This is a genomic window from Gilvimarinus algae, from assembly GCF_030518215.1.
Classification (GTDB): domain Bacteria; phylum Pseudomonadota; class Gammaproteobacteria; order Pseudomonadales; family Cellvibrionaceae; genus Gilvimarinus; species Gilvimarinus algae.
The window spans coordinates 13782-26974 of record NZ_JAULRT010000059.1; the positions used below are offsets into that span (position 1 = coordinate 13782).

Annotated in this window: 11 protein-coding genes; 10 read left to right on the forward strand and 1 reads right to left on the reverse strand. The window is 50.5% G+C overall.

The window, feature by feature from the left end:
• Positions 1–2: 2 nt before the first annotated feature.
• The 10 genes from QWI16_RS11390 to QWI16_RS11435 all read left to right on the forward strand — a co-directional run bounded on the left by QWI16_RS11390 (position 3) and on the right by QWI16_RS11435 (position 11751).
• Positions 3–1691 carry an ATP-binding SpoIIE family protein phosphatase gene (locus tag QWI16_RS11390; RefSeq protein ID WP_302713251.1) on the forward strand — a complete coding sequence of 563 codons (1689 nt, stop codon included), beginning with the start codon at positions 3–5 and terminating at the stop codon, positions 1689–1691.
• Entirely contained in the window at positions 1688–2053 is a 366-nt protein-coding gene (locus tag QWI16_RS11395; RefSeq protein WP_302713253.1) for a response regulator, read from the forward strand. The genes QWI16_RS11390 and QWI16_RS11395 overlap by 4 nt, the downstream gene beginning before the upstream one ends.
• Before the next feature lie 21 nt (positions 2054–2074).
• Positions 2075–4024, forward strand: coding sequence for a chemotaxis protein CheA (locus QWI16_RS11400; protein WP_302713255.1), 1950 nt, complete (start codon positions 2075–2077; stop codon positions 4022–4024).
• Complete coding sequence (locus QWI16_RS11405) at positions 4021–4512, forward strand: chemotaxis protein CheW (protein ID WP_302713257.1); 492 nt, start codon at positions 4021–4023, stop codon at positions 4510–4512. Before QWI16_RS11400 ends, QWI16_RS11405 begins: the two co-directional genes overlap by 4 nt.
• A 42-nt stretch (positions 4513–4554) precedes the next feature.
• On the forward strand, positions 4555–6903 hold the full coding sequence (locus QWI16_RS11410; protein WP_302713259.1) for a methyl-accepting chemotaxis protein: 2349 nt from the start codon (positions 4555–4557) through the stop codon (positions 6901–6903).
• A 3-nt stretch (positions 6904–6906) separates the two neighbouring features.
• Positions 6907–7761 (forward strand): CheR family methyltransferase, encoded by an 855-nt coding sequence (locus QWI16_RS11415; protein WP_302713260.1) that lies wholly within the window; start codon positions 6907–6909, stop codon positions 7759–7761.
• The gene (cheD, locus tag QWI16_RS11420; RefSeq protein WP_302713261.1) at positions 7758–8366 is read left to right on the forward strand and encodes a chemoreceptor glutamine deamidase CheD; all 609 of its coding nucleotides are present in this window, start codon (positions 7758–7760) and stop codon (positions 8364–8366) included. The genes QWI16_RS11415 and cheD overlap by 4 nt, the downstream gene beginning before the upstream one ends.
• A 2-nt stretch (positions 8367–8368) precedes the next feature.
• Positions 8369–9418, forward strand: coding sequence for a protein-glutamate methylesterase/protein-glutamine glutaminase (locus tag QWI16_RS11425; RefSeq protein WP_302713644.1), 1050 nt, complete (start codon positions 8369–8371; stop codon positions 9416–9418).
• 71 nt (positions 9419–9489) lie between these two features.
• Complete coding sequence (gene prfC, locus QWI16_RS11430) at positions 9490–11073, forward strand: peptide chain release factor 3 (RefSeq protein WP_302713646.1); 1584 nt, start codon at positions 9490–9492, stop codon at positions 11071–11073.
• Between the two features lie 126 nt (positions 11074–11199).
• Positions 11200–11751, forward strand: a complete 552-nt coding sequence (locus QWI16_RS11435) for a hypothetical protein (RefSeq protein ID WP_302713263.1) — start codon at positions 11200–11202, stop codon at positions 11749–11751.
• A 27-nt stretch (positions 11752–11778) separates the two neighbouring features.
• Here QWI16_RS11435 and QWI16_RS11440 read toward each other — a convergent pair whose 3' ends face one another.
• Positions 11779–12906, reverse strand: a complete 1128-nt coding sequence (locus QWI16_RS11440; protein WP_302713264.1) for a TonB family protein — start codon at positions 12904–12906, stop codon at positions 11779–11781.
• Positions 12907–13193: the final 287 nt, after the last annotated feature.

Below are 13193 nucleotides of genomic sequence, written 5' to 3' on the forward strand. Positions count from 1 at the left end.
TTATGTACCGCTTGCAAAAACCTGAATATCGCATACTTGTGATTGACGACGATGAGATGCTTCTGGCTCTGTTCGAAGACGTGCTCCGAGAAAATGGCTTTCTGGTGACAACCTGCGCTTGTGTGGATGAGGCAGAAAAAGCCCTATTCTCTACCGACAAATTTGATTTAATTGTATTGGATCAATACTTGGATGATGGGTTGGGAACCGATTTTTTGCGTATAAAACAAGATTACACTCATCTTAAAGCTATTCCGGTTCTTATGGTTGGCGTTGACGATGACGTTGAACTTCTAGAGGAGTGTTTTGATCTGGGGGTGGCTGACTACATTGTTAAACCCGTCCACTGGAACCTTCTCGTTCTCAAAGTTGAAAGATTGCTGAACGAGCAGCGGATGGCTAGAGAGCTTGAAAACAATAACTCTCGTCTGGAAAAGTTGATACATAGCACAGATCAAGATCAAGAGATGGCCCATTTTGTGTATGAGCACCTTCAGCAGCGCTATCACCAGCAGTTGCCTGGAGTGAAATTCAAAATCATTCCTCACTCGGTCTTCTCTGGAGATATCGTGCTGACTGTTCAATCTCCAAACGGTAATACTCTGGCAATCGTAGCGGATGCCACAGGCCATGGATTGGCAGCCGCGTTGTCAATGATTCCTGTTATCCCCACTTTTGCCAGTATGGCGAGAAAAGGCATTACGCTTCCCCTTATTGTACAGGAGTTAAATCAAAAGCTACTGCTGGAAGTCCCGGATAATAGGTTTGTAGCCGCAATATTGGTTGAGTTGGATGTTCATAGGCGATGTTTGAGGGTTTGGAATGGTGGTATGCCGAATGCATATTGGATTCCTGATGGCGATCATAGACCTATAAAATTTCCCTCAGTTCATATGCCTCTTGGCGTTTTGGAGGTTGAGGATTTCAGCTCTGCAGGCGAGGTTCTTAGAGATATAGGCGCTGGAGAGTTGTTGTTAATGAGTGATGGGTTGACGGATTTATTGCACCCCGAGCTAGAAAAATCCTTGAGCTCAATAGAGTCTGTCTTAAACAGTTCTAACGTTGGTGATCGCTTTGATGACATTCTCGGGCTGGTTGAGGCTGCGCCCGCCGAGCCTCATGACGATGTCAGTATATTCTCTCTCATATTTGATCCGGAAAGATCGTATCCTTTCATTGAGGATGTACAGAACTTGGCAGGCATATCCCCTTTTGAGTTCACAGTTAGTCAAAAGGGTGAAAACCTCAAAAACAATTCTTTGATTGGATCTGTCGTAACGCTTCTTGCGAATGCAAATCTTCCACCTGACAAGCAACAGGTGGTTTTTACAGTTCTAACAGAGCTGGTTACCAACAGCCTGGATCATGGGTTGCTGAAGTTAAGCTCAAACTTGAAAGAAAAGCCTGAAAATTTTGACTTATACATACTAGAGCGAGACAGGGCCCTAAAAGGTGTGACGGATCGCGATAAAATTCAAGTCAACGTTGTTCTTGAGTCGCACAAACTAACAATTACTGTGAAGGATACAGGGCCTGGCTATAGCGTCCATCAAACTGATGTGAGCAATGAGAAATTGTCAGGTCGTGGGATTATGCTAATTGAAAAGCTTGTGGACAAGTTTTCGGTAACGCCTCCTGGAAATGAAGCCAAAGCCGAGATTATTCTGAATAGAAAACAGGAGCTAAAATGAGCAAGCATGTACTGGTTGTCGATGACTCAGCATCCATTCGGCAAATGGTTGAGTTTACCTTAAAAGGGGCCGGCTATTCTGTGACCGCCGCTAGGGACGGCGAGGAGGCGCTGTCTCTATGTAAAAGTAACACCTATGACTGTGTGCTGACTGATCAAAACATGCCCAAAATGGACGGCATTACTCTGATTAAGTCCTTAAGAACTTTACCTGCCTACTCACGCAAACCAATTCTTGTGCTAACGACAGAGGCGGGCGACGCCATGAAGGCACAAGGGAGGGCAGCTGGTGCTACAGGATGGATGGTCAAGCCGTTCGATCCGAAAAGCCTATTGGATGTGGCTGCCAAGGTAATGGCCTAACGCTAAGTTCGGAGAGGCGCTATGAGTGTCGATCTAAAGCAGTTCCACCAAGTTTTCTTTGAGGAAAGTCAAGAGCATCTTGACACTATGGAACAGCTCCTGATGACTCTAGATCTTCAGCAGCCAGACGCTGAGGAGCTTAATAGTATTTTCCGGGCAGCACACTCTATTAAAGGTGGTAGCGGTATCTTCGGCTTTGACGCGCTTGGAAGCGTGACTCATGTTATGGAGAATCTGCTCGATCGCTTGCGCAAAGGGCTGCAACAGCCAGATACAGAGTTAGTGGATGGTTTGCTGAAGGCGGTAGATCATCTTGGAGTCCTTTTGCTGCAATATCGGCAAGATGAAGTGATTGACTGGAACTTTGTTGCGCAGGCGACAAGCCACGTGGAAACGCTTTTGGCCGACGGAGTTTCCCAAGGTTCGGATAAAGATAAAAGTGCGCCTTATGGGCTATTTGAAGATCCCGTTCTGCCTGACAGGGCAGAAGAAAAATGGGGTTTGTTTGAGGGTATTGAGTCCGGGCCTGAAAAATCTGAAGCTTTTGGGTTTTTTGAACCTTTGCCAGGGGCGATTGATGGCGCGAAAGAATCAGCTGAGTCAGAGGCGGGCGACTCTGCTTTTGGCTTTTTTGACGAGCCAGCTTCTGGTGTTGTCGCTGAAGAACTTGGCTCGAGTTCCGGCGAGAAGAGTGGTCTAGTCGCCGCTCCCGGAAAGCCACCAGCTCCGAAATCCGTGGCTGGAAAGAAGATGCCTGGTGTTTCGCCCACAAAGATGGTGGCAACAGAGAGTACCTCGATACGAGTGGACGTAGATAAGGTTGATAAGCTCATCAATCTGGTTGGTGAGTTAGTAATCACTCAGTCAATGCTTGCAGTACTAGGCAAGGATCTGGATGAGCAGCAGGCAGAGCGCATGCAGAATGTTCTCGGAGAACTCGAGCGCAACACGAGAGAAATTCAGGAGTCGGTGATGTCCATAAGAATGTTGCCGGTCTCCTTTGTGTTCAATCGTTTTCCTCGGGTAGTGAGAGATTTATCGGCAAAGTTGGGAAAGGATATTGACCTCCACATTGAAGGCGGCAACACCGAGCTGGATAAAAGCCTGATCGAGAAACTCGTAGATCCACTGACTCATCTAGTGCGCAACAGTATTGATCACGGTATAGAGTCACCAAAAGCAAGAGCCGCTGCCGGTAAGCCAGCCACGGGCCGGGTGACTCTTACGGCCGCTCAGCAAGGAGGCAATATCATTATTGGTATCCACGATGATGGGGGTGGACTTAATCGCGACAGGATCCTTTCTAAGGCCGAAGAAAATGGCCTTTCTGCATCAGATACCATGAGTGATGAAGATGTTTGGGCATTGATTTTTCAGCCCGGCTTTTCAACGGCTGAAGTGGTTACCGATGTCTCAGGTCGGGGGGTTGGTATGGATGTTGTTCGTCGCAACATTAGCTCATTAGGTGGCCGTATTGAAGTATCTTCAACGCCCGGTCAAGGCTCAGTGTTCACAATTGTATTGCCACTAACCTTGGCTATAGTTGATGGAATGGGCGTTCGCGTGGGCGATCAGACCTACATTATACCCTTGGTGAATATTGTCGAGTCCATGCAGCCGCCTGAAAAAAGCGTGAAAACGCTTGGTAAGGACGTGCTCTTACATGTGAGAGACTACTACTGGCCAGTGTTACCCTTGTACCAGAAAATGAATGTCAAGCCCGATTGCGTTGATCCAGAAAAAGCTATAGTGGTTCTGGTGGAGACCAGTAAAAGGCGTTTTGGGTTGATGGTCGATGAGCTCGTAGGACAGCAACAAGTTGTTATCAAAAGCCTGGAAAAACACTATCGACGCATACCGGGTGTCGCAGGAGCAACTATTATGGGAGATGGCAGTGTGGCCCTCATATTGGATGTGGAGTCGCTGGCATCGTCCGTTGTGGATCCTGTGAATTTGGAGGAAATCGCGTGACATCAGAATCTTTTGGCGGCCAGGAGAAAGAATTTCTATCATTTACTCTGGGTGATGAGCACTACGCCGTAGATATTATGCAGGTTCAGGAAATTCGGGGCTGGGAAAAGGCGACTAAAATTGCAAATGCTCCCGATTTTATTAAGGGGGTAATCAACCTACGTGGAGATATAGTCCCGGTTGTGGATTTGCGTATCAAGTTCAATGTGGGAAAGCCTGTCTACAATGAGTTTACGATTGTTATCGTTCTACAGATACGCCAACGTGTGGTGGGTATTGTGGTCGATAGTGTCTCTGACGTCATTCGACTAACGCCTGACATGATCCGACCCGCTCCAGAGTTCGGCGTTGCTTTTGACAGTCGCTACTTGAAAGGGCTTTCAAATGTTGAGGATCATATGGTCATCCTGGTGGATATTGACGAGTTGATCACCAGTAAGGAATTGGCGCTCTTTGATCAGGCCGATAATAAAAGCATAGATCATTAAATATTTTGGGATATCGTAGCCGCTCGCACGGAGGAGCTGGACATGTTGGATTTTTTGAAAAGTAAATCCGCCTTAAAAGAGTTGCAGGATAAGTTCGATGCTGTCAGTAAGGCCCAAGCGGTAATTGAGTTCAAACCCGACGGAACCATTTTGCACGCTAATGGAAATTTTCTTTCGGTAATGGGTTACTCCCTTGATGAAATTGTAGGTCGTCATCACAGCATGTTCGTGGATGACAAGGACAAAAACAGTGGAGAGTATCAGGAGTTCTGGCGATCTCTCAATCGTGGGGAGCACTTTGTCAATGAATATCGGCGCTTGGGTAAGGGGGGGAAGGAGGTCTGGATACACGGTTCCTATAATCCACTCAAGAATGAAGAAGGAAGTGTTTATAAGGTTATAAAATTCGCTACAGATGTAACGCAGAAGCGACTTAAGGAGTTTTTCAATGCAGCGCTTAATGGTGCTGTGAAAAGCACCAGTGCCAATATTATGGTGGCCGATCCCGACCGTAATATTATTTATATGAACGAGGCTGTAACTAAGCTTTTATCGGATGCAGAGTCCGATATTCGAAAGGACTTACCCCATTTTTCAGTAAGAAATGTGGTCGGCAGCTGCATGGATGTATTCCATAAGAATCCAGGCCATCAAATGCGGCTCCTCGATGAGCTTAAAAGCACTTATCGCGCTGAGATCAGTGTTGGTGGAAGAGTGTTCGGACTTATTGCAAACCCGGTATTCGAGGCGGAGCGACGGCTCGGAACTGTGGTTGAGTGGCTGGATCTCACCAAAGAGAAGGCGGCCGAAGAAATCGCCGAAAAGGCAAGAAAAACAGCGATTTTTAATACGATTATTAAAGAGGCTGTAGACAATACCTCAACCAATATCATGATTGCCGACGCCGATCGTGTGGTTATATACATGAATAAAGCAGTAAAAGGAATGCTTCGGCGAGCGGAAAGCGATTTACGAAAAGCTCTGCCAGACTTTTCAGTCGATACAGTGCTGGGAAGCTGCATAGATAGGTTCCATAAGAATCCTGCCCACCAGATGGGGCTATTGGATAAACTCACCACAACTTACAGAGCTCAAATTGTAGTCGGAGGCCGGACTTTTGGGTTGGTGGCGAATCCGATATTTTCTGAGGAAGGAAATCGTCTTGGATCCATTGTCGAGTGGATTGATCGAACCGACGAATTGGCTACCGGACGCGATGTCACAAAATTGGTTGAGGCTGCTGGGCAGGGGGATTTTTCAGCTCGAATTGCGACAGATGGAAAAGAAGGGTTTTTCCTCGAGCTTGCCGAAGGGTTGAACTCGCTGGTGCAGACTTCAGAGAAGGGGCTTAATGATGTGGCTCGCGTATTGAGCGCCATGGCGGATGGTAACTTGACTGAGCGTATCGATGATGACTATCAGGGGACTTTTGACGAGATTAAGAATTACTGTAATAAAACCACTGACAGTTTGACATCAATGATCGGCGATATACGAAATGCTGCTGATACTATTTTTACTGCATCGAGCGAAATTGCCTCCGGAAACGCTGACCTGTCGGGTCGAACAGAGCAGCAAGCATCCAGCCTGGAGGAAACCGCTTCCAGTATGGAAGAGCTCACCTCTACGGTTCGAACAAATTCAGACAATGCTAAACAGGCGAATGTTCTGGCCGATCAGGCGACAACAATGGCGAGTCAAGGCGGTGATTTGATCAAGCAAGTGGTCAACACTATGGCGGCTATTAACGAGTCTGCGAAGAAAATTGAGGATATCATCGGTGTCATTGATGGAATCGCGTTCCAAACCAATATTCTCGCGCTCAATGCGGCGGTAGAAGCTGCTCGCGCTGGCGAGCAGGGGCGTGGCTTTGCGGTAGTGGCGTCGGAGGTTCGTACTTTGGCCCAGCGATCAGCAAATGCAGCTAAGGATATTAAAGCTCTGATTTCCGATTCGGTTAGCAAAATTGAAAGCGGAAACTCCCTTGTGGGCCAGTCGGGCGAGGCTATGGGCGATATCGTCACCGCAATCAAGCGAGTAAATGACATTATGGCTGAAATTGCAGCTGCCTCTGTTGAGCAGTCTTCCGGCATTGAGGAGGTTTCTAATGCTGTTAGTCAAATGGATGAAATGACGCAGCAAAACGCCGCGCTCGTGGAGCAGGCGGCAGCAGCGGCAGAGAGCTTGCAGTCGCAGGCTGATCAACTTAATAGATTTGTCAGTCTTTTCAAACTCAGCGAAGAGGCTTCATCAGTCCTGCAGCCTTCAACCCCTGCCAAAGCGCCGCAGAGAGACAAGTTGGAGTTGCCAAGCCGCTTTGCTAAAGAGAAGCCCTCTAGTAGGCTCGCCAAGCCTAGTGCCTCGGATGAAGATGATTGGGAAACATTTTAATTTATGGCCTCAGGAGGAGTTGTACGAGAATTTGAATATACCGATAACGATTTTGAGAAAATTCGTCGGTTAATCTATGACGCTGCAGGGATTCGTCTGCAAGACAGTAAGCGTCAGTTAGTGTATAGCCGCATCGCACGGCGTATTCGAGCGCTAAATCTCAAGCGATTTAGCGAATACTTAGTGTACTTGGAAGGTCATGATAACGAACTTGAGCAGTTTATTAATGCGTTAACAACGAACTTGACGTCTTTTTTTCGGGAGTCGCATCATTTCGATTACTTGAAAGCCTATTTCAGGAAGAATCACCTTTCCGGAAAAACATTTAAGATCTGGTGTGCCGCTGCGAGCACGGGAGAGGAGCCCTATACGCTAGCAATAACCGCGATGGAAGCGTTTGATACATTAAAGCCTCCAGTAGAGATTGTGGGAACAGATATCGATAGCCAGGTTTTGTCCCAGGCGAGGATCGGAGTGTATAGCGAAGAGCGTATTGAGCGTTTGGAGGCTGCCAGAAAAAAGAGGTTTTTTCTCAAGGGAAAGGGGGCAAATTTAGGGAAGGTGAAGGTAAGGCCTGAGGTCAAGGCGCTCGTTACGTTTGAACAACTTAACTTGTTGAGCCAGAGCTGGAACCTTTCTCCCCCCTATGATGCAATTTTTTGCCGAAACGTAATGATTTACTTTGATAAGCCCACCCAATATCGATTGCTGGAGCGGATGCTCCCTCTATTGGGCCCGAATGGTATTTACGTGGCGGGTCATTCAGAAAGCTTTAGCGAGGCCAGTGGGTTGTTGCGGTCGCTTGGGCGAACCATCTTTTGTCGTGCCGAGAGCACTTTAGCTCGGTGGCGAATGTGAGTTACGACGCAGATGTACACTTGGCCCCCAATACATACTTTGATCGCCATTTCGGTTGTCAGGCAGTCAAAATTCTACCAGGAGAGTACTTTGTAACAGCCAAGGACCAGCTGATTGTAACGGTTCTCGGTTCATGTGTCGCTGCTTGTGTTTTTGACGCAGACCGGGAGATTGGCGGAATGAATCATTTTTTGTTGCCCAACGACGGCGCGGTAGATGCAGGAATGGTAAATGAATCTGCCCGCTACGGCGTCTACGCCATGGAGTTGCTGATCAACCACTTGCTTAAGCTGGGTGCTCGTCGGAGCCGATTGGCAGCCAAGGTCTTCGGCGGTGGTAACGTGTTGCAGGGTATTACCTATACTAACGTTGGTGAGCGTAATGCTGAGTTTGTACTGGAGTTTTTACGCAATGAGCGAATTCCCTTGCTTGCTCAAGATTTGCTTGATCGCTTTCCACGCAAGGTTTACTACTTTCCAAGCACCAGCAAGGTAATGGTTAGAAAGCTCAAAAATATGCACAATACCACCATCATTGACCGCGAGAGTGAGTACCGTATGCGGATGAAGGCCGCCCCCAAATCTGGCGAGGTGGATCTGTTTTGACGATGAGCATCTCGGTGCTGGTGGTGGATGATTCGGCGCTAATCCGTACCCTGCTGAGCGAAATAGTGACAGGTGCACCCGATATGCGGCTTGTGGGGGCAGCGCCCGATGCTTATGTGGCAAGGGATTTAATCAACCAGCACTCGCCGGATGTAGTGACGCTGGACATTGAAATGCCACGTATGGATGGGCTGACGTTTCTCGATAAAATGATGCGCGCCCGCCCGACGCCAACGATTATGATCTCCACTTTGACGGAGGAGGGCGCCGAGGCCACACTCCGCGCCCTTGAGCTAGGAGCAGTGGATTTTGTGCCCAAGCCCAAGCTGGGTATTCGCGAGGGTATGGCAGAATACAGTGCTCTGATTTTGGAAAAAATCAGGGTGGCTGCCAAGGCACGCGTCCGGAAACCGCCGGCGGCAGGCCAAAGGCCCACGGCCGGGTCTTTACAGATCTCTGGAACCGAGCAGTTACTGGCAATAGGCGCCTCAACGGGTGGCACAGAGGCCATTAAAGAGCTGCTGATGCAGCTGCCAATTAATACCCCAGGGACGGTCATTACTCAGCATATGCCAGCGGGATTTACCAGTTCCTATGCTCAGCGTCTGGACCGGCTCTGTGCCATGCGGGTGCAGGAGGCGAGAGGCGGAGAGCGTATTCTGCCCGGTCATGCCTATCTGGCTCCCGGCAATTGGCACCTTCTGGTGGAGCGCCATGGCTCGGACTATGTGACGCGCTTGTCCGACGCTGAGCCAGTGCAGCGGCATCGGCCCTCTGTCGATGTCATGTTTCAGTCCGTAGCCCGCGCAGTAGGAGCCAATGCCTCAGCGGTCATTTTAACGGGCATGGGCAAAGATGGCGCTGAGGGAATGTTGTCCATTCGCACAGTGGGCGGTCATACCCTCGCGCAGGATGAGCAAAGCTGTGTGGTGTTTGGCATGCCTAAGGAGGCTATAGGGCGTGGTGGCGTGCAGACCGTTGCCCCCTTATCAGAGCTGGGGGGGCACCTGCTGGATCACTTCCAACGGCGCGGCCGAGATAACCGGGTTTAAGCGGGCTGTGATTGTGAAAGCGGGTCTTTTCATGGACAATAGCGCCTGCATCAAACCGGTTAAGCCTGAAAATTATGTCCTCTGCTCTGTCTAAAAATATCGACAAACGTCGTACTTTTGCCATTATTTCGCACCCGGATGCGGGTAAAACCACCATCACAGAGAAATTGCTGTTGTTCGGCAATGCCATTCAGGTGGGGGGCTCGGTCAAGGGTAAGCGAGGCCCTCATGCCAAGTCGGACTGGATGAGCATGGAGCAGGAGCGCGGTATTTCCGTTACCTCCTCGGTGATGCAGTTTCCCTACAAGGGCCGCATCGTCAACCTGTTGGACACTCCTGGGCACGAAGATTTCTCCGAGGACACTTACCGCACCCTGACCGCCGTGGATTCCGTGCTGATGGTCATTGACGGCGCCAAGGGTGTGGAAGACCGCACCATCAAGTTGATGGATGTCTGCCGCTTAAGAGATACACCGATTCTGTCTTTTATCAACAAGATGGACCGCGATAGCCGCGATCCGATTGAGGTGATGGACGAAATTGAAGACGTTCTCAAAATTTCTGCGGCGCCGATCAACTGGCCGCTGGGAATGGGTAAGCACTTTAAAGGCGTGTACAACCTCTACACTGATACCATCCACGTCTATCGCTCTGGCCAAGGGCATACCATTCCTGAAGACGAGCAGATCAAAGGCCTGGACAGTCCGGAGGCGGCAGCCCTGTTGGGCTCTGATGTGGATGATATCCGCGAAGAGATTGATCTGGTGCGTGGAGCCACCAACGAGTTTTCTCTGGATGAGTACCTGGCCGGTCGTATGACACCCGTGTTTTTTGGTACTGCGCTGGGCAATTTTGGTGTGCGGGAAATGCTCGATGGGTTTGTCGAGTGGGCGCCCAAGCCTATGGGGCGGGACACTAGCGAGCGCTTTGTCGAGGCCAGTGACGGCGCCTTTTCTGGATTCGTTTTTAAAATTCAGGCGAATATGGACCCCAAGCACCGCGATCGCATCGCCTTTATGCGGGTCTGCTCTGGGCTCTATACCAAGGGCATGAAAATGCGGCATGTTCGCATTGGCAAGGATGTGAAAATCTCCGATGCTGTGACGTTTATGGCCGGTGATCGCGAGTCAGTGGAAGAGGCTGTGGCTGGTGACATTATTGGCCTGCACAACCATGGCACCATTCAGATTGGAGATACCTTTACCGACGGTGAGTCGCTGAAATTTACCGGTATTCCCCACTTTGCCCCTGAGCTGTTTCGCCGCATTCGCTTGAAGGACCCGTTAAAAACCAAAGCGCTGCAAAAAGGGCTACAACAGCTCTCGGAAGAGGGGTCCACTCAGGTGTTTTTTCCCCTCGCCAATAACGATATCGTGGTCGGCGCAGTGGGTGTGCTCCAGTTCGAGGTGGTGGCCTACCGGCTGAAGGACGAGTATAAGGTTGAGGCCATTTACGAGCCGGTCAATGTGGCTACGGCCCGTTGGGTGGAGTGTGATGATGCGAAGAAGTTTGAGGAATTCAAGCGTAAGTGCAATGACAACCTCTGCATCGATGGCGGCGGGCACTTAACTTACCTGGCCCCGACTCGGGTGAATTTATCGCTGGCCGAAGAGCGCTACCCCGACGTTCGCTTCCGGGCGACCAGAGAGCACTGATGGTCTCAGTGCGGATTTGCTGACCGAGTCCGCGAGCAAACTCTTGAGCCCCGGGCCTTCAGGGCTTCATCTTGCCCCGGTGCCACTCTGAGGTATACTGGAGCGAGAGGGGACAGGGGAGCCGGTGTGGATCTAGCCAACGATAATAAAGACTTAGTCTGGGATCTGGATGCGTTTAATCAGCGTCAGCGAGCCGTTTCGTTTGTGATGGGCTTTGAAAACAAGTTGTGCGTCTACTCCCACTCCGTAGAGCAGCTCTACACCAACTACAATATCTTTTTTCCCAAAGAGGAGTCACGCAAGCTCGTGATTCTTCCCAACCCATTTGCACCTCACGATACCTTCAATGGCATTCCTGCAAATTCGGTGACGGCGACGGGCTTGAATATCATCCCAGCCGAGGATGGTTCCTTGCAGATGACTTTGCCCTTAAAGCGCGGTGAAAAGGCCTACCGTAAGGTGCCCTTGCGTGTTGGGTTACGAATGGTGGATCAGCGCCTGCCGGAGGGAAAGGTCTTTTTGCCGGTGCTGGTCAAGGGGGATCTGCGCGAGTTGGACGCCTCAACGCCTTGCTTGCACCTGCACTTTATTCATTTGGACCGTTTGGAGGATCACTCGGTGCTCGAGCGCAACGGTATCCGCAAGGTCATCGAGACTCACCTCAACGGCCTTTGCTAGCTCGCTGAGGTGGTCTGCACAAGCGTTTTACTGCTCGAGAGCGAAGGTGATCGGGATAGTGAATTCGTGGGTCAGGCCGCCGATAACGCCGGGTATTTCCGCAAAGGGCGCCGCGTCCTCCACCGATTCCATGGCCTCATCGTTGAGTATGCCGTGTTCCGACTCTTCAAGCATTTCTGCCCCTAACAGGTTGCCGCTTCGATCCAAAGTGACGGCAATACGGATAAAGCCTTCGTAGCCGCGCTGCAGGGCGCGCCGCGGATACTTGATCTCTAGTTGAACTTTGCGCACCAGCGTGGAAAAGTAGCGCTGGCTCGCCAGCAGAGACTCGGCCGTGAATGTGGGCACATAGTCCTCGTCGGTCTCATCTTCAGGCTCGGGCTCCGGGGCAGGCAGTGGAGCCGAACTGCTTGCAGCGGCGACGGAGCTGCTTTGGGCACTGGATGTCGTGCTTAGCGGCTCGGGCTCGTCGGCTACAGCGGAGGCGACACTGCTGGATGCGGCTGGGGGCAGCTCAATTTTGGGCGGTTCAATGACTGGCGCGGCAACCGCCACGTTTGGTTCATCAGAGACGGTGGGCTCAGGTTCGGGCTCTTGGGTAACGGCAGGCGCTGGCTCCGGCGCTGGTGGCGGTGCAGTCCACGCTGCCACCTGATCCTTACGTTCGGGGGAAGGCTGAATGGATTGGTAGCGGGCTACCAATGATTCAGTGACCTCACCGGCGGCCAGCAATTGATCGCGGAAGCTGGATGATAGCGGTACTCTCCCCACCCAGGTACTGACAAGCAGTGAGAAAAACTCATCGTCATCAATTTGCCCCAGTTCAATACCGTTCACACTAATGGCAACGCCTTCTCCGGGCGTCAGCGCAAAGACCACCCGGTCATTCTCTAGCAGCCGCTCTTTGAACATGTTGGTGAAATCCACCATGTTGTCCGCCTGCGCGGTCAGGGCATCGGAGCGGATGTTGATAGCCATCCCCTCAATCCACATGCGGCTGAAGCGTCGGGCGGCCATGCCGCGGTCAGCGGTTATCTTCATTTCCATGCGCATTGGAATATCCGCAGCGAGCAGCACACCGGCATCGCTGGTCAGCGTTTCACTGTATATCGCGCCGATAAAGCGGTCTTTGCCGAGCTCCTGATGAACCGCCATACCATTGAGGAGGGGGGCGGCCTGAGCAGCGGCTGACAGGCACAACAGACATGTGGTAAAAAGCGCCAAGCATGATCGGACAGGTAAAAGGGCTCGCATAAGTGGCTTCGCTTTGGTGTTAGAGTTATGGGCATTATGACCTAAGGTGCTGAGTACAGCCCTTTGTCGGTTGTTTTTTTACTATGACTCTTTACTCTACCGAAAAAATGTGCCTCGGAAAAGTGAGTTAACCTTTAATTTATCAGACAATTAGGAAAAAACGGGCAAATTTGCCCTGAGCTGCCTGA

Bases quoted from the DNA above. Each gene is read 5' to 3' on its own strand.
- QWI16_RS11390 (WP_302713251.1), top strand. From the start codon at position 3: ATGTACCGCTTGCAAAAACCTGAATATCGCATACTTGTGATTGACGAC.
- QWI16_RS11395 (WP_302713253.1), top strand. From the start codon at position 1,688: ATGAGCAAGCATGTACTGGTTGTCGATGACTCAGCATCCATTCGGCAA.
- QWI16_RS11400 (WP_302713255.1), top strand. From the start codon at position 2,075: ATGAGTGTCGATCTAAAGCAGTTCCACCAAGTTTTCTTTGAGGAAAGT.
- QWI16_RS11410 (WP_302713259.1), top strand. From the start codon at position 4,555: ATGTTGGATTTTTTGAAAAGTAAATCCGCCTTAAAAGAGTTGCAGGAT.
- QWI16_RS11415 (WP_302713260.1), top strand. From the start codon at position 6,907: ATGGCCTCAGGAGGAGTTGTACGAGAATTTGAATATACCGATAACGAT.
- QWI16_RS11425 (WP_302713644.1), top strand. From the start codon at position 8,369: ATGAGCATCTCGGTGCTGGTGGTGGATGATTCGGCGCTAATCCGTACC.
- QWI16_RS11440 (WP_302713264.1), bottom strand. From the start codon at position 12,906: ATGGCGGTTCATCAGGAGCTCGGCAAAGACCGCTTTATCGGCGCGATA.